At 70.3% G+C, this 16,711-nt stretch carries 9 protein-coding genes; 7 read left to right on the plus strand and 2 right to left on the minus strand.

The features are described 5' to 3' along the window. The first annotated feature begins 10 nt into the window (after window positions 1–10). Complete coding sequence (locus tag ABYF38_RS06500) at window positions 11–838, plus strand: Cof-type HAD-IIB family hydrolase (protein WP_371151577.1); 828 nt, start codon at window positions 11–13, stop codon at window positions 836–838. A 98-nt stretch (window positions 839–936) separates the two neighbouring features. Here ABYF38_RS06500 and ABYF38_RS06505 read toward each other — a convergent pair whose 3' ends face one another. After that, window positions 937–2,895, minus strand: a complete 1,959-nt coding sequence (locus tag ABYF38_RS06505) for a cell wall-binding repeat-containing protein (RefSeq protein ID WP_371151578.1) — start codon at window positions 2,893–2,895, stop codon at window positions 937–939. Window positions 2,896–3,084: 189 nt separating this feature from the next. Here ABYF38_RS06505 and ABYF38_RS06510 point away from each other — a divergent pair, with 189 nt between their 5' ends. The 6 genes from ABYF38_RS06510 (at window position 3,085) to ABYF38_RS06535 (ending at window position 11,192) form a co-directional block, all read left to right on the plus strand. Then, complete coding sequence (locus ABYF38_RS06510; RefSeq protein ID WP_371151579.1) at window positions 3,085–5,757, plus strand: TIGR03773 family transporter-associated surface protein; 2,673 nt, start codon at window positions 3,085–3,087, stop codon at window positions 5,755–5,757. Next, window positions 5,745–7,319 (plus strand): anchored repeat ABC transporter, substrate-binding protein, encoded by a 1,575-nt coding sequence (locus ABYF38_RS06515; RefSeq protein WP_371151580.1) that lies wholly within the window; start codon window positions 5,745–5,747, stop codon window positions 7,317–7,319. Before ABYF38_RS06510 ends, ABYF38_RS06515 begins: the two co-directional genes overlap by 13 nt. Before the next feature lie 12 nt (window positions 7,320–7,331). Then, a complete protein-coding gene (locus ABYF38_RS06520) occupies window positions 7,332–8,471 on the plus strand; it encodes a choice-of-anchor M domain-containing protein (protein ID WP_371151581.1) in 1,140 nt (379 codons plus the stop codon). A gap of 101 nt (window positions 8,472–8,572) precedes the next feature. Beyond that, on the plus strand, window positions 8,573–9,343 hold the full coding sequence (locus tag ABYF38_RS06525; RefSeq protein ID WP_371153009.1) for an anchored repeat-type ABC transporter ATP-binding subunit: 771 nt from the start codon (window positions 8,573–8,575) through the stop codon (window positions 9,341–9,343). Next, complete coding sequence (locus ABYF38_RS06530; protein ID WP_371151582.1) at window positions 9,340–10,254, plus strand: anchored repeat-type ABC transporter permease subunit; 915 nt, start codon at window positions 9,340–9,342, stop codon at window positions 10,252–10,254. Before ABYF38_RS06525 ends, ABYF38_RS06530 begins: the two co-directional genes overlap by 4 nt. Further along, window positions 10,251–11,192 (plus strand): hypothetical protein, encoded by a 942-nt coding sequence (locus tag ABYF38_RS06535; protein ID WP_371151583.1) that lies wholly within the window; start codon window positions 10,251–10,253, stop codon window positions 11,190–11,192. The genes ABYF38_RS06530 and ABYF38_RS06535 overlap by 4 nt, the downstream gene beginning before the upstream one ends. A gap of 342 nt (window positions 11,193–11,534) precedes the next feature. Here ABYF38_RS06535 and ABYF38_RS06540 read toward each other — a convergent pair whose 3' ends face one another. Beyond that, window positions 11,535–16,595: a S8 family serine peptidase gene (locus ABYF38_RS06540; protein ID WP_371151584.1), complete on the minus strand. Its 5,061-nt coding sequence runs from the start codon at window positions 16,593–16,595 to the stop codon at window positions 11,535–11,537. Between the last annotated feature and the right edge of the window lie 116 nt (window positions 16,596–16,711).

A 16,711-nucleotide genomic window follows, 5' to 3' on the forward strand; every position in this document is an offset into this window, starting at 1 on the left:
AATGAGGCCCATGACTACTTCGTGGACCCAGATCGACCCGGCCGGCGTGGACGTGCGCATGGTGGTGGCGGACATGGACGGCACACTGCTGGATGGGCAGGGGCAGTTCCCGCCCGGCATCTGGGAGTTCCTGGCGGAGCTGAAGGAGCGCGGGATTCGCTTTGTGCCCGCCTCCGGGCGGCAGTACCACACGCTGCTGCACATGTTCCAGGACCCCGAGCTGGCCTACATCGCGGAGAACGGCGGCGTGGTGGTGGCCGGGGGAGAGCGCATCTCCCTGATCAAGCTGGGCCGCGAGGTCTACGAGCAGACCGTGCGCCTCATCCGCACCCTGGACCCCGTGCGTCACGCCGTGGTGGCCTGCGGCGCCGACGGCGCCTACGTGGAACGCAGCGATGAGACCTTCCTGGCGGACACAGCGCAGTACTACGCCAGCCTCAACATCGTGGACGACCTGCTAGAGGTCACGGACGACATCGTGAAGATGGCGGTCTACGACTCGGTGGACCCCCACCAGTCCGTCCACCTGCTAGCCCCGCTGCGGGAGGGAAACCAGGTGGTGGTCTCCGGCAAGGCGTGGATCGACGTGATGGACCTCAGCTGCAACAAGGGAGTGGGCGTGCGCATGCTGCAAGAGCGCTTCGGCATCACCCCGGCCCAGACCCTCAGCTTCGGGGACCTGTTCAACGACGTGGAGATGCTGGAGGCGGCGGACTACTCCTTCGCCATGGCGAACGCCCACCCGGGCGTGATCGCCGGGGCCAACTACCTAGCCCCCGCCAACACCGAGCACGGCGTCCTCACCGTGACCAGGGCGCTCGCGGGGCTGGCGGGATAGCCGAGGCCCGCGCCGGGACGCTGGTGGGCCCGCGAGGACAAAGCACGGGGCGGGCGGCGCGATTTCTCGCGCTGCCCGCCCCACTTTGGGCGCCTACATCATCGGATCAGGCGCTTGACCTCGTCCGCGACGGCAGGGGTGATGGACTTGGGGCCGCCCACGAGCACGGTAAACTCCACCGCGCCCTTGCCCAGCAGCGTAACGGCCTCCGCCGGTAGCTTGGCAGGGGAGGTAAGTAGCACGATGCCGCGCTCCAGGGAGGCGAAGGCTCCCGCCGACAGGGCATCGGCGAAACCGTTGCCGGCGGCCAAAACCACGATCGGCGTGCCAGGCAGGAAGCGTTCCGCCAGCAGCACGGAGGTCTGGTAGCGGTCCGCGCCGACCACCTTGTCCTGGGTCAGGTTGCCGGCCGCGCGGGCGGCGGCACCGACGGCCGTGATGGGTGCGCCCAGTGCCTTAGCCTGCGCCAGGGTTTCGCTGGACAACTTGGCGCCGGTGGACAGCAGCAGCACGCCGTGGTTGGCGGCCGCGATCGGGCCGGCCGACAGCGCATCGGGGTAGTTGCTGCCGTCAACCAGCATGATCTGGTTCACCTTCTGGCCGCGCCCGGTGAGGATCTTTTCGATCCGCTTGGAAACCTCAACAGCGGTGGCGGTGCGGGACGGGCCGGCCAGGCGCTCCACCTCGAAGCCGGCGCCGCGCACGGCCTCCTCAACGGCGGGGGAGATGGAGACGGTGCCACCCACCAGGATAGCCTTGCGCACGCCCCCGTCGTGGGAGAAGCGCAGGGCCTTGGCCGTCTCGGTCTCCAAGCGCTTGGAGTTGGTGAGCAGCACTGGGGCACGCAGGGCGCCAGCCAGCGGGGTGGAGGCCAACGCGTCTGCAAAGCCTTCGCCGGAGGCCAGCACCACGTAGTCGCTCGCCCAATTGCCGGCCTCCAGTAGGGCAGCGGAGGTGGCGTAGCGGGAGGGACCAGACAGGCGGGTGAGCACGCGGGAGAAGACCTCTACCTTTGCGGCCTCGGCGGCCTGGAACTGGTCAGAACGTGCCGGCACGAAGCGCGCGGAGACGGAGTAGCGGCCCAGGTCAGGGGACTGGAAGGAATAGGTGGCCGTGCCGTTTACCACGGCCTTGTGGCCGATCAACTCCTCGCCGGAATAGAACTCCACGTATCCTGCGGCAGCCGGCTCGACGGTGGCGGTGTAGCTGATGGTCTCTCCAACCAGGGCGGACTGCCCTCGCAGGGACAGGGAGACCTGCTGAGCGGCCGGGAGCTGGGGGCCTACCACGAAGTGGTAGGTCTTGGTGTCGCTGGATTCCTGGCCGCCGATTCGTGCGCTAGCGGTCACGGTCAGCTTGTACTCGCCTGGCTTGGAGAAGGCCCAGTAGCTGTGGGCGTGCTGGCGGCCCAGGGAGAACTGGTTTTTGACGGTGCCTTGCTGGGAGACGTGCCACCAGATCTGGCGACCGGCGGCGAGGTCGTCAGTCAACAGGACCAGACGGAAGTCCGCAGGTCCCTCCACCTTGTCCAGGGTGAAGGTGGTTGGGGTCTCCAGCGCGCCGGCGGGAACCAGCTCGGTGGAGAAGCCGGGCCACAGGGCGGTGGGGAGCATGCCGGACTGGTGGACCAGCCAGATTGTCTCGCCGGCAGCTCCGGCGGGGGAGAAATCATTGCGTAGGGTGGTGCGGGCAACGTCGTTGATCCAGAAACGGACGTTGTCTGCCGGGAACACCTTGCCCAGCTCGCCAGGCTGGTCCACGCGGGAGATCAGCTTGAGCTGGCCGTCCTCCAGGCGGGTGGAGATCGCATCGGCGTGGCCGCGATCGAAGATCAGCCGACTGGTCGGGGCCGGGGCGTTGCCCTCGGTGAGGTCGCCGAGCGGGGCGGGCTGGATCGGGCCGAGCTGCGGGGCGTCGGCGGCGAGTGCGTTGTCGCCCGCTGCGGCGTCGTCCGCCAGAGCCGGCAGGGTCGCGCCCAGGGTGGCGATGGCGACGCCGACTGCCACGCCGGCTGCGGCAAAGCGCCGCCAGCCGGACACGTGAGAACTGTTACGCATATTTTCCTTTCCGGGGCGGCCACAGGGACGGGGCCGCCCCAAACACGCCAAATTGCGCGAATCTTGTGATGTTTGCGGCCGGGGGAGTCCAGTTGACACCCCGCGAAGCCACAGACAGGATAGTGCAGTCATATTGATAACCATTCGCACAACGGTTCGTGTGTGAACACCCTACCTAGAAAGCCCACCGTGCCCCGCAAGGAACTATCAGTCCTGCTCACCGCCGGTGCTATCGCCATAAGCGGGCTGAGCGGCGCTATTGCTCCGCTGCCCGCCACCGCCGCACCAAACGACACCCGCACCGTCATCTCCGCCGGCCACGTGGACGTGGCCTCGCTGGTAGAGGGCGGGCGCCTGGTGACCAAGCTGAAGGACTCCACCGGGGAGTCGGGCTACCAAATGCGTGAGCTCGGGGCCGTTGTGCTTCACGTCCTGCCAGCGGCCAAGCGTACCCTGCCCGGCGGCTTCGAGTTCATCGCCCAGGAGGGCCAGGAGGTGTGGCTTTTGCCGGAGACCTCCGTCACCCACATCGTTTGGCCCGGCTGGTCCACCGAGCACATGCCGGCCGGCGCTGCCCCCGGCGGGGTGCAGTGGCGCCTGGATTCGGTGGAGGGGCCGGGGGACGTGGCCGTCTTCCAGTCCGACTTCATCGACGGCAACACCGTCCTATGGAACACCACCGACGGGCTGGGGGAGGCCGATTCCTTCCTGATCGGCCCGGACAAACACGTCCACGGCACCTGGGTGTTCACCGCGCCCGGCGGCTACTGCCTTTCCTCCACGCGCCTGGCCACCGTCAACGGCCAGGACCAGCAGGTCACCTCCACCCTCGCCTTCGCGGTGGGGGACGTCGACCCGCTCAGCGTGACCTGCCAGGTGGACGACGCTCCCACCGCCGCCCCCAGCCAGGATTCCCCGCCCTCCGGCGAGCCTGGTGGGACGACGACGCCCGGCGAGCCGAGCCAGAGCGCGCCGCCCTCCGGTCAGCCCTCCGGTCAGCCCTCCGGCCAGCCCTCCGGCCAGCCGTCTGCGCAGCCCTCGGTGAGCGCGCCGGCGCAGCCCGCGCCCAGCGCGTCCGCCGCGCCCTCAGGCTCGGCCGCGCCGTCGGTCTCCGCCGCCCCTAGCGTTTCTGCCGCCCCGTCTGGTTCGGCAGCGCCGTCGGTCAGCTCCGCCCCGTCGGCCTCCGCCGCCTCCTCGGCCTCTCCCGTTCCCTCCCTGGACGTCCCGGGCTGGCCCTCCGCGCCCGCCCCGAGCGCCAGCGCACCCGCGGTGTGGCGCGTGCCCAACCGCTACGTCAACGCCGCCGGCGCCACCGTGCTCAACGACGGGCACGTGGACGTGGCCTCCACGCTGGAAAACGGGCGCCTGGTCACCTGGATCAAGGACACGACCACCGGCGGGGAGCCCATCTGGCGCGACCCGGCCAAGACGATCCTGCAGGCCCTGCCCGCCTCCCAGGTGCGCCTGCCCCACAACTCCAAGTGGAGCTTCATCGGCGCCGGCGGCGCCCCGGTCTACCTGCTGCCCCAGAAGCAGCGCGACGGGATCCTGTGGCCGGGCTGGTCCACCGAGCACATCGACGCGGCGGCCACCACCGGCGGCATCGGCTGGCGCCTAGTGAGCGCCACCGGCCCGGGGCACGTCAGCGTCTTCGACACGGACACCTTCGGTAACCCGCGCGTCTACTTCGCCACCGCAGACGGCGTGGGGCAGGCCGACTACACGGTCATCCCCAAGCGCACCCACGCGCACGGCTCGTGGGCGTTCACCGCGCCGGGCCTGTACTGCCTGACCATGCAGCGCGCCGCGCAGCTGCCCGGCGGTGCCACGGTGTCCTCCGACTTCACCCTGGCCCTGGCCGTGGGGGAGGCGGACGTCAGCCGCCTGAACCCGGCAGCCTGCGCCCCGCGTGGGGGAGCCGCCCCGCCGCCGGTGGCCCCGCCCGCCGCGCCGCGCCCGGCCGTCCCGAGCGCCACCCCCTCGCCCTCCACCAGCGCGCATGCCTGCACCACACGCCTTCACGTCCTGGATAGCGGTCACATCGACTACGCCACGCGCCTGGTGGGCGGCGGCGTCGAGTCCCTGCTGGGGGACGACACCGGCGGCCCCAAGGTCTACCGCGAGCCCGCCGGCACGATCCTGTGGCTCAAGCCCGGCAGCGAGGTCACCCTGCCCGCAGGCTTCGGCGCGGTGGGCGTCCCCGGCACCACGGTCTGGCAGATTCCCCAGACCCAGCACCCGGCCTTGATCTGGCTGGGCTGGTCCACCGAGGCCCTCACCAGCGCCAACGCGCGCGGCTCCGTCACCTGGACCATCAACTCCGTGGAGGGACCGGGCACCGTGCGCGTGTTCCTCTCCGGCGCCTTCGGGGGAGTACAGGAGATGGTGTTCAACAACGGTGGCGGCTACCAGATCCCGCTGGGCGTGCACGCCCACGCCAACTGGGCATTCAGCGCCCCGGGCGTCTACAAGATCAACTCCACCCAGACCGTGCAGCTGGCCAGCGGCGCCACCGCCTCAGACACCGAGACCATGACCATCGCGGTCGGGGACGTGGACATCGACAAGATCGCCACCACCTCCAACTGCGCCGCCCCCGTCGGCGCCGTGGCGGCACCGGACTCCGCCCCCACCCTGCGCGCGGCCACCCAGGCGCGTGCCGTCGCCGCCGGCGTGGCCGGGCTGATGAAGGCTGCCGCCGCGCCCACACCGGCCGGTAGCCAGGCGGCCGGGCCCAACCGGGCGGCCGCTGCGGCAGCGTCGGCCCCCATCGACCCGCGCCCAGTGCCGTTGCTGGCCACCCTGGGCGGTCTGCTGGCGCTCGCTGCGTCCGGCCTGGGACTGGCGAGGTGGCGCGCGTGAAGGCCGCCTCCCGCCTGGCCGCGCTTGCCGGCCTGACCGCGCTCGCGCTGAGCGGCTGCGTCCACAAGCCCGCCCTGCCCGCCGACTCCCCGAAGGTCGGCGTGGTCACCACGACCACGATCCTGGCCGACGTCGTCCGCAACGTGGGCGGCGAACGGGTAGACGTGGTCTCGCTGGTACCGGACGGCGCCGACCCGCACTCCTACGAACCCACCCTGCGCGACGCCCGCAACGTGGTCTACGCCGAGGCCGCCTTCTCCAACTACGCCATGCTGGAGGAGGCCAGCGTCATCAAGACCCTGGACGCCAACATCCGGCCCGGTGTGCCCAACGTGGCGCTGGCGGAGGAGTCCATCAAGTACGCCGCAGAGATCATCCCGCTGGTGGAGAACGTCAACCTGGACACCATCTGGCTGGGGCTGCGCGCCGCCGGCACCGGGCGCGAGCGCGGCGCCAACCGCACCAGCGAGGTGCGCCTCAGCGCCATCGCCGCCACCGGGCCGGGCCACGTCTACGGCTACCTGACCGGCACGTTCGGCTACACCGAGGTCTACTTCAACTCCGCCGACGGCTTCGACGCCACCACCGGCTACAAGCAGGACACCGCCACCCTGCCGGCCGGGGCGCACACCCACCTGTCGTGGGCGTTCAGCCAGCCCGGCATCTACACCCTCACCCTGGCCGCCTCCCTGCAGGTGGACCAGACCTCCAAGCCCGTCCAGCTGGGGCAGGCCACCTACACCTTCGCGGTGGGCGTGGACCCGGCGCAGGCGAACATGCCCGGCGCCCAGCTGCTCAGCGAGGGCCACGCCGACCTCTCGGTGGACGTGGACGCCGGGGGACTGGGGATCGTCTACGACCCCACCGGCGGCGGCGAGCACTCCCAGGAGCCGCTGGACCCGGCCCGGGCCGTGATCGTGGTGCCGCCCAAAGCGCTGGCCGAGATCCCCGCCGGCAGCCAGTTCCGGTTCCTGGGCAAGCCCGGCCAGGACGTCTACCAGCTGCCGCAGGCCGTGCTGGGCAAGCACGTGCACGGCGAGATCGACCCGCACCTGTGGCACAACCCGCGCAACGTCATGGCCTACGCCCAGCTGATCCGTGACACCCTGATCGGGGTGGACCCGGCCGGGGCGGCCCACTACATGCGCAACACCGCCACCTACCTGGCCCAGCTGGAGCAGGTGGACGCCGACGTGCGCGCCCTCGTAGAGCAGATCCCGCCCGCCCGGCGCCAGCTCATCACCACCCACGACGCCTTCGGCTACCTGGCCAAGGCCTACGGCCTGCAGGTGGCGGGCTTTGTCACCCCAAACCCGGCGGTGGAGGAGTCCCTGGCCCAGCGCCGCAAGCTGAGCGAGACCATCCGCACCCTGCACGTCCCGGCCGTGTTCCTGGAACCCAACCTGGCCGCCCGCGCCTCCACCCTCACCGAGGTGGCGGCCGAGCAGGGCGTGCAGGTCTGCCCGCTTTACGGGGACACCCTGGACGCGCAAGTAGCTAGCTACATAGACCTGATGCGCTTCAACGCGCAGTCGCTGCGCCGCTGCCTGGCGGAGAACTAAGGAGTTAAGACCATGAAGAAGCTGACCCGCCTGGGCGCCTGGGTTGCCGGCGCCGCCCTGCCCCTCCTGGCCGTGCTGGCCCCCGCCGCCGCGCCCGCCGCGCCCGCCGCGCCGCTGCCCGCCGCGCAGCCCGGGGCCGCAGAGTCTGCCGCCCTCCCCGTCGCCCTCCCCGTCGCGCCGGAGGCGGACCCGAGCGAGGACCCGAACCTGACCCAGCAGCTGGGCGACCTGGCCATCGCCACCGACCAGCGCACGCTGGACATCGGGCACGTGGACATGGGCCCCAAGTTCGCTGACGGCCAGTGGCGCCTGATGATCCACGACGACCTGGCCCGCCTGGAGCAGGGCGCGGCCTCCGTGTGGCGCTACCCGGACAACACGGTGCTGCGCGTAGCGGACGCCGGCAAGCTGCCCGTGCCCGCAGACCCGGCCTACGAGTTCGTGGGCGCCCCGGCAGGCAGTGACGTCTGGGTCATCCCCCAGACCCAGAACCCGCAGGTGGTGTGGCTGGGCTGGAACACCCAGGACCCGCAGGTGATGGAACGCATCGACCGGGGCGTAACCATGAGCCTGCAGCGCGTGCAGGGCCCCGGTGTGATGACCATGTACCTGCAGTCCGGCTCCTTCGGTGAACCCCAGCTGCTGTGGGATTCGCGCGTCACCGAACCGCAGTCGATCTGGGTGGACGTCAACACCCACACCCACTCCAACTGGGTCTTCACCGCGCCGGGCGTCTACCTGGCCGAGGTCAAGGTGGCCGCCGACCTGATCGACGGCTCCACCGTGGAGGACGTGCAGGTGCTGCGCTTCGCGGTGGGGGACGCCACCACCGACGCCGACGCCCTGGCCGTCCAGCTTCCCGGCGCCGCGCCCTCCGTCGAGGCCAGCACTAATGGGGACGACGCTGCCGCGCCCGCAGATTCCCCCACGCAGGCCGCACTGCCCGCCGACGCCGCAGGCTCGGGCCTGGTGGTGGTCCTGTACGTTGCCATCGCCGTGGTGGCCCTGGCGCTCGTGGTGGGCGTGGTCCTCACCCTGGTGCGCTCCAACCGGGCCCGCCAGCGCGAGGGAATGGAACGCGCCCGCGCCTCCAAGCAGGCCGCAGGCCAGGACGACGCCGCCCAGCGCGGCAGCGGGCAGGAGAACAAGTGAGCCAGGCGGTAGTAGGGGGCGCTAGGGCGGCAACGTCGGCCAACCGCGCCCAGGCGGCGGCGCAGGCCTCCACGGAGAAGGCGCCGGCGGGGACGTCGTGCCTGCACCAGCCGGGCAAGGCGGCCACGCTAGAGGTGAGCGGCCTGGCCGTGGACCTGGGCGGGCGGCGCGTGCTCACCGACGTCAACCTGGACGTGCGGTGCGGCGAACTGACCGCGCTAATCGGCCCGAACGGGGCCGGCAAGACCACCCTGCTGCGCTCCGTGCTGGGCCTGCAGGCCGCAGCCGAGGGCAGCGTGCGCGTGGAGGGCAAGCGCGTCTCGCCCGGCAAGGTGGCCATCGGCTACGTGCCCCAGCGCCACGAGTTCGCCTGGGACTTCCCGCTCTCCGTGGCCCAGGTGGTGCTCACCGGGCTGACCGGGAAGCTGGGTTGGCTGCGCCGCGCCCGCGCCGAGCACTGGCAGGCCGTCTACGAGGCCCTGGAGCGCGTGCAGATGGACCACCTGGCCACCAGGCCCGTCGGGCAGCTCAGCGGCGGCCAGCGCCAGCGCGTCCTGGTGGCCAGGGCGCTAGCCCTAGCCCCCGCCCTGCTGCTGCTGGACGAGCCCTTCACCGGCCTGGACATGCCCACGCAGGAACTGCTCTCCGCACTATTCGTGGAGCTGGCCCACGAGGGACGCGCCGTCCTGATGACCACCCACGACCTGCTGGGGGCAATGGACAGCGCCGATCGAGTGATCCTGCTCAACCGCACCGTGGTGGCCGACGCGCCGCCTGCACAGCTCGCCCAGAACGCCGGTGCCTGGGTGGAAACCTTTGGCGTGAGTCAGGACTCCGCCCTAGTACGCATGATGAAGGTGGCGTTGAAGTGAACCCGCTCGATTTCTTTGCTGACCTGTTCAACCCCAACCTGGCTTTCCTCCCCAAAGCACTGGCCGTAGCCATGATGAGCTCCCTGGTCTGCGGAGTGGTGGGCACCTACGTGGTCCTGCGAGGGATGGCCTTCATCGGTGACGCCGTGGCCCACGCCGTCTTCCCCGGGCTTGCAGTGGCATTCGTGGTGGGCGGCAACCTGGTGCTGGGCGGCACCGTGGCCGGTGTGCTCACCGCAGTGTTGGTGGCCGTACTGTCGTACAACCGTCGGCTGAAAGAGGACTCGGTCATTGGCATCCTCTTCGTGGCCGCCTTCGCGCTCGGCGTGGTCATCATCTCCCAGGCCCCCGGCTACGCCGGTTCCCTGCAGAGCTTCCTGTTCGGCTCCATCACCGGCATCCCCACCGAGGACCTCTACGTGGTGGGCGGCACCGGGCTGGCGATCCTGCTGCTCCTGTGGGTCTTCCACAAGGAGCTGGTCACCGTCTCCCTGGACCGCGAGTCCGCGCGCGCCCTGGGCCTGCCCGTGTTCTGGCTGGACCTGCTGCTCTACGTGCTCGTCACCCTCGCCGTGGTGATCTCCATCCAGACGATCGGCAACATCCTGGTGCTGGCACTACTGGTAACCCCGGCCGCCACGGCGCGCCTGCTCACCGACAAGCTGGGCACGATGATGCTGCTGGCCCCGGCTGTGGGCGTACTGAGCGCATTCGTAGGCCTCTACTTGTCCTGGTCCTTTGATCTGCCCACCGGCGGCACCGTGGTACTGGTCCTGTCCGGCTTCTTCCTGCTGGCCTGGCTGTTCGCGCCCCGCCAGGGGGTGCTCACCGCCCGCCTGCGCTCCCACACGGAGGCCGCCGAGCGGGCCGGCATGCGCCCCGTGGCCCAGGCCAGCGAGGTGCGCGCGTGAACGAGATCAAGCAGCTCTGGCTCTCCGTGGGGACCGTGAGCGCCGCCGCCCTGGCCGTGGCCGCCCTGGCCGGCGCCGGGATCCTGGCCTCCCAGGGGAACGGCGAGCAGGATGCCGCTGCGGCGGGTTCTGTGGCGGATGCGGTGCGGCCCACCGTCCTGCCCACGGGCGTTCCGACGGCGCCCACCACGGTCCTGCCCACCACGGCCGCCCCGGCCGCGGCGGCCACTTCAGCCGCCACCGGGGCCAGCGCTTCGGTCGCTACTGGCGGCGGCGCGGCTAGCGGGGCGGCGGGCGGAACGTCGACCACCGAGGCGGCGAGTGCGCAGGCGGGCCCGCAACGGGCGCTGACAGAACTGGTGGACGCCAAGTGGCTGCGTCAGACCGCGCGGGCCACCGGCGTCCCCGAGCGCGCGCTGGCCGCCTACGCCGGCGCGGCGATCCACCTGGAGCAGACGCAGCCGGCGTGCCGCCTGGGCTGGAACACGCTGGCCGCGATCGGGCAGGTGGAAAGCGAGCACGGCAGCCTGAACGGTGCCAAGCTCACCGCGAGCGGCGAGGTCAAGCCCGGCATCCGGGGCGTGCAGCTGCGCGGGCAGGAGGAGGCCGGACAGAGCCTGGCGCGCATCCCCGACACCGACGGCGGCCGCGTGGACGGCGACCCGCAGTGGGACCGTGCTGTGGGCCCCATGCAGTTCCTGCCCGGCACGTGGGCCAGCTACGCCAGCGACGGCAACGCCGACGGTGTGGCCAGCCCCGACCAGCTGGACGACGCTGCCCTGGCGGCCGCCCGGTACCTGTGCTCGGCCGGCCGCGACCTCTCCGTGGCGGAGAACTGGATCGCGGCGGTGAAGGCCTACAACGACTCCGCCGAGTACAACAACCGCGTCGCCGACGCCGCCCAGCAGCTGGCCGACAAGAGCCCGTCCGGGCGCTGAGGCCCCCGAACTGGCGCGCGCCTCGGCCCAGCCCTGGATCCAATCTCGACGTTTGGCGGTGAATCTCGACGTTTGGCGGTGAATCTCGACGTTAGCTTGGTTGCGAACGTCGAGTTGAGTGTTCGAACGTCGAGTTGAGCACTCGAACGTCGAGTTGCGATGCGCGCCGAGACGTCCCCGGCCCCCAATCCCACCGAAACCTGTCAATGCGCGCCGAGCCTTGTCGATAGTGGCCCCTCCAAGGACAAGTTTCGGCGTCAGTGGACAAGTTCCGGCGCGAGCAAAGGCGGGGGGCGGGCTGTTAGGAAAACAGCCCGCCCCCGCCGCGGTTTACCGTCTAGCTCACGGGCGCGTCAGCGCCTGCAGCTGGATGGCCACGAGGTTGGAGACGGCCCCGTCACCGCCGGCCACGCGAACCCAGTTGAAGGAACGCGCACCCAGGAAGGTGGACACCCGGGAGGAGAGCGCCGCCTTCGGGGTCAGCAGCAGGATGCCGCCCCGCTGGGCCATGAGCGCACCACCCGAGAGGGCGTCCGGGTAGCTCTCGCCGCTGGCCACCAGCACAGACTTCGCGTTCGGGATGAACTGCTCGGCTGCGCGAACGGCCGTGTCGTAGCGGTCTGCACCCACCACGCGCTTAGTGGCCAGGTCGCCGGCCGCAGCTGCGGCCGCGCCACCCAGGACCACGACCTCCGGGGCCCCCAAGCGGCGCACCTGAGCCGCCACAGCGGAAGGCATCGACTTGCCGTTGGTCAGCAGCACCACGCCGTTGCCTGCAGCGGCCACGGGACCACCGGCAAGGGCGTCGGCGAAGTTGGTGCCGTCCACCAGCACAACGCGGCCAACCTTGACGTTGCGGCCCGCGTAGACGTCCCGGGTGCGGTCGGCCAGCTTCTGGGCCGTCTCGAAGCGGTTGCCTCCCTGCAGGCGCTCCACCGTGAAGCCCATGTCTCGCACGGCGCGCTCGGCACCCCGCGAGATCGTGCCGTAGCCACCAACCAACAAGACCTTGACCGCGCCGGCGGCCTTTGCCGCAGTGAGCGCGGCGGTGGTCTTCGGGTCCAGCGTGCCGGCCGGGGTGAGAATCACCGGGGCCTTCAGCGCAGCCGCCAGCGGAGTGGCCGCCAGGGCGTCGGCGGCGTTGGCGCCGCTAGCCAGGACCACGGTGTCACCCCAGGTACCCGCAGCAGCGATCTCCATGGAGGTGCCGTAACGGGAGCTACCGGCCAGACGCCCGAACGAGTAAGGCTCGGTCCCAGGCGGGGTGGGAACGGTCGCCGTGGCGGTCGGCTCGGGCGTTGCCGTCGGCTTGGGCGTCGCGGTAGCGGTGGCGGTCACCGACGGCTTTGCAGACGCACTGGCAGACGAGCCGGGCGCCGCGCTCGCGGTGACACTCGCGCTCGCGGAAGCGGAAGCGGAGGCGCTCGGCGGCTGTACGGGCAGCACCGGGAAGGTGAAGCTCCACTGCTTCTGGGCGGTGGGGGCCAGCACATAGCCGGCCTTTGGCTCCGCCTTGACCACGACGGGCGTGCCGCGCGTGAAGCTCGTGTAGTTACCGGAAACCTCCCGGCCGGCGATCTTGTAGACCACGCCCGGCACGTTCGGGATCACCAGCATGTCCCCGTCGGCGGTGGCCGGGTTGGGGTCCACGAACCGGGGAGCGGTCGGGGTAGCCACCTTCGGCAGCACCGGGAAGGTGAAGCTCCACTCGGCAGGCTTGTCCTTGTCCAGCGCGTAGCCGGGCTTGGCCTCCGCCTTGACCACGATGGGCGTGCCGCGCGTGAAGCTCGTGTAGTTACCGGTGACCTGGGTGCCGCCAATCTTGTAGATGACACCGTCAACGCTGGGGATCACCAGCATGTCCCCGTCGGCGGTGGCCGGGTTGGGGTCAACGAACCTGGGCGGCTCGGGCGCCACCTCGAGGGCAACGGGCGCGTAGGTGTAGCGCCAGGTGGTGACGCTGCCGGGGGTGAACACGAAGCCGCCCTTGGGCACTGCGGTCACCACGGTCTCCTCGCCGCGCTTGACGTTGTAGACGTCGCCGGAAACCTCTTGGCCGTCTACCAGGTAGACCACGCCGGGGACGATCGGGATGACGATCTTGTCACCCTCCGCAGTGGTCTTGTCCGGGTCAACGAAGGTGGGGGCGACCGGCGTGGCGACGTCGGCCGGGACCAGGTAGACGTGGCTCCACTCGGAGGGGGAGTTGGCGGTGAACGCGTAGCCGTGCGCCGGCTCGGCGGTCACCACCACAACCTCGCCACGAGTGAAGGCCGTGTAGTCACCGGTGACGATCTGGTCGTTGATCCGGTAGACCACGCCGGTCACGTTCGGGATCACGATCTTGTCGCCCTCGGCCGTGTTCGGGTCCGGGTCAACGAACTCGGGAGCCAACGGCGTGACCATCGTCGGGTTTTCCACCGTGGGAATGTGACGGGTGATCTGCGTGGACTGGATCCGGCTGGTGGCCAGGTTGCGGGTGAAGAACGTGGAGAGCCGGATGTTCGTGATCGGGCCGGCCGCACGGATGGGCAGCGCGGAGAGCCCGTCCACCGGGACGGCGTAGTTACCGGCGCGCGTGATCTCGGGGGCCAGAATGCGGGCGTGGTCTGGGGCGAACGCCAGGTTGTTGTTGATCACCGGCGGCATGCCGTTGGAGCCGGCGTCGGGAACCCACTGGGAGCCGAGCCCGGTCAGGCCCGCCACGGAGAAGCCGAAGGCCACCTGGCGGTTGTTGATCTGCTCAGCGGTGTATCCAAGGGCACGCAGCGGCACCTCGATGCCGACCACGTTGCTGTCGAACACCGGCATGTCGCTGTCCTGGGGCAGACCGAACAGCTCGGTGGTGGCCACCGGGTGCAGGGTCGCCTTGGGGTCGGCCTGGCGGGTGGCGTCGTCCTGCGTCTTGTTGTGGATGAACGTCTTGGTGTGCTTGTCGCCGCCCATCTTGACCACCGCGTGGTAGATGTCGCCGTTGTCGGCGGCGTCGGTGCGGTCGATCTTGACGTGGAAGCGGCCGAAGTCGGTGCCCAGGCGGTCCCACGGGTTGGAGGTCTCGACTGAGATCAGCACGGAGGCGTTGTCGGGCTGGCCGGCCGCGATCATGTCGTCGAGGTTGGTGGCGATACCGACGCGCACAATGTCCATTGCCGCCTGGGAGGAGTTGGCGAAGGCGGGCTGGACGGGGCGCTCCACCAGCAGGCGCGTGGTGATGGCGAAGTTCTCGAACTTGCCCTTACCACTGCCGGTGGAGATCGAGTCACCGGTCAGAGCGGCCTGCATGGTCACCGGGCTGGAGGCGCCGGCGTTCTCGAAGGGCAGCATCACCTTCTTGGCGACGGTGACGTCGCTGGCGGGGCGGGGGGCTACGTGGACGGGCAGGCGCAGGTTCTGCGCGCCGGTGCCCACCAGCCAGCCGGCCTCCTGGGTGACGTAGTCAAGCTTGTCTTCCTCGGTGCCATCGCCCAGGCGCTGCATGACGCTGGGGTCGGTCACCTCCACCTTGACGCTGACGGTGACGCTGCCGTCGGAACCCCCCGCTACCGGGGCGGGCACGGTGACCTGGGCGGGCTCGACGGTGACGTTCACGCCCGCCATGTCAACGGCTGGCCGGTAGCTGAGGTCCAGCTCCTGGGCCTCGTTGGTGAGGTTTTGCAGCACGACTTCCTTGGTCTTGCTCCAGCCGGCGGCGGGAACGTCCACGATGCCGAAGGTGAGCGAGACCAGGTCGGTGTTGTCGCGGGAGGTGGCTATGACCTTGGACTTGGTGGCGGCGTCGATGTTCACCAGGCCCGCACCACCGCGGATCGGGCTGGCGGGGTTGCCCACCCCGTCCTTGATCTCGACGGCGGAGTTCATCAGGGCGGCCTTGAGGCGCTTGGGCTCCCAGGTGGGCTGCGCGGCGGCCAGCACGGCGGCGGCGCCAGCAACGACGGGCGCGGCCATGGAGGTACCGGTCTGGGCCACGGAGCCGTCGCCGGTGCCGACGGCGGCGGAGGTGATGCCGGCGCCCGGGGCGGCCACGTCGGGCTTGATGATGCCGTGGCTGCCGTGCTTACCGCGGGAAGTGAAGAAGGTGACGCGCATATCGCGCTTGGCGCGGGCCTCTTCCCAGTCGGTGTTGCCCTGCAGCTGGGGCCAGTCGCCGTTGTCGTAGCGGGTGGCGCCGACGGTCAGGGTGTAGGGCGAGCCGGCCGGGAAGCCGCCGATGTCGGCGTGGTTGCCGTCGTTGCCGGCGGAGACCACCACCAGGGCGCCGCGCTCGGTGAGCTGACGAACCTGGACGCGCCCGATGTCGTCGTGCGGGGCCCACGGGGAGCCCAGGGACATGTTGACCACGTCGGGGAAGGTGCCTTCGGTGGCGCGCTCGGGGGCGAGCAGCCAGTCGAGGGCGGGCTCGGAGTAGCCACCGCCGGAGCAGCCGAAGATGCGCAGGGACAGCAGGCGCGCCTTGGGGGCCATGCCCGGCGGGGTCTTCATCTTGGCGAGCTGGTCCGGGGTGAGGGTGGCGTAGTCGCCGGTGAAGGTGGAGCCGTCGGCGTTCACGCCGCGTCCGGCGATGGTGGCGGCCACGTGGGTGCCGTGACCACCGGAGGGGTGGGCGGCGTTCGGACAGACCACGGCCGGGGCCGCGTCGAGCGGGTTGTTGTCGTGGTGGTTCTGGCCGCTGATGGGGGCGCCGTCGCCGGCGAAGTCGCGGCCGCCGATTACCACGGCGGAGGGGTAGTCGGCGGAGTCGGCGTTGTTCTTGCGGGCCTGGTCGGTCCGGTATTGCTCGTAGTTGCCGTCGCCGCCGAAGGTCTTGTGGGTGTAGTCGATGCCGGAGTCCACGACCGCTACCAGGGCGCCCTCGCCGAGCTTGCCGGCGGTCCAGGCCAGGTCGGCGTGGGTGGAGGCCGTGGTGGCGCCGTTCATCGGGTAGACCTTGCGGATGGGCTCGATGCCGGCCACCTGCGGGTGGTTTGCCAGGGCGGCGAGCTGCTCGCCGGTGGCGTCCAGGGCCACGCCGGGCACGGAGTTGGTGAGCTGGAATACTTCCTCGGCTTCGGGGACCAGCTCGGTGATCTGGTCGATCTTCGCCTCGATTTCGTCGCGGGTGTCTTGCGCGACTTGCTCAATTACTCGCTCTGCCTCCTCGCCCTCCAGGCCGTGCGCGGCGGCGAAGGCGCGGGTAGCGGTGTTTTCGGTGCGGAGCCTGACGAAGTAGGTGCCTGGCTCCTGGGAGGTGTAGTCGATGAAGTCTTCCGCGGTGTTGTAGTCCGCGTCCGTGCCGTCCTCAGCGACTGCTGGGGGAGTGGGGTTTTCGTACGGTGTGGCGACCGCTGGTTGGGCGCCTAGCGCCACCAGGGCGCTACCGGCAAGGGCAGCAACCAAGGCGTTCCAGCGTGAGCGGGCCTTTGTCATGGTGTTTCCTTATCGATTTAAAGGATCTTCCGGCATTCGCCTCCCTAGCTCCGGTGCTGGGAAGTTGTCTGAAGAATTGTCCTTTACACAGGGAGAAGTTCCCACATGCGGCGGGA

The organism is Buchananella sp. 14KM1171, assembly GCF_041380365.1.
Classification (GTDB): Bacteria; Actinomycetota; Actinomycetes; order Actinomycetales; family Actinomycetaceae; genus Buchananella; species Buchananella felis.

Bases quoted from the DNA above. Each gene is read 5' to 3' on its own strand.
- ABYF38_RS06500 (WP_371151577.1), top strand. From the start codon at position 11: ATGACTACTTCGTGGACCCAGATCGACCCGGCCGGCGTGGACGTGCGC.
- ABYF38_RS06505 (WP_371151578.1), bottom strand. From the start codon at position 2,895: ATGCGTAACAGTTCTCACGTGTCCGGCTGGCGGCGCTTTGCCGCAGCC.
- ABYF38_RS06520 (WP_371151581.1), top strand. From the start codon at position 7,332: ATGAAGAAGCTGACCCGCCTGGGCGCCTGGGTTGCCGGCGCCGCCCTG.
- ABYF38_RS06540 (WP_371151584.1), bottom strand. From the start codon at position 16,595: ATGACAAAGGCCCGCTCACGCTGGAACGCCTTGGTTGCTGCCCTTGCC.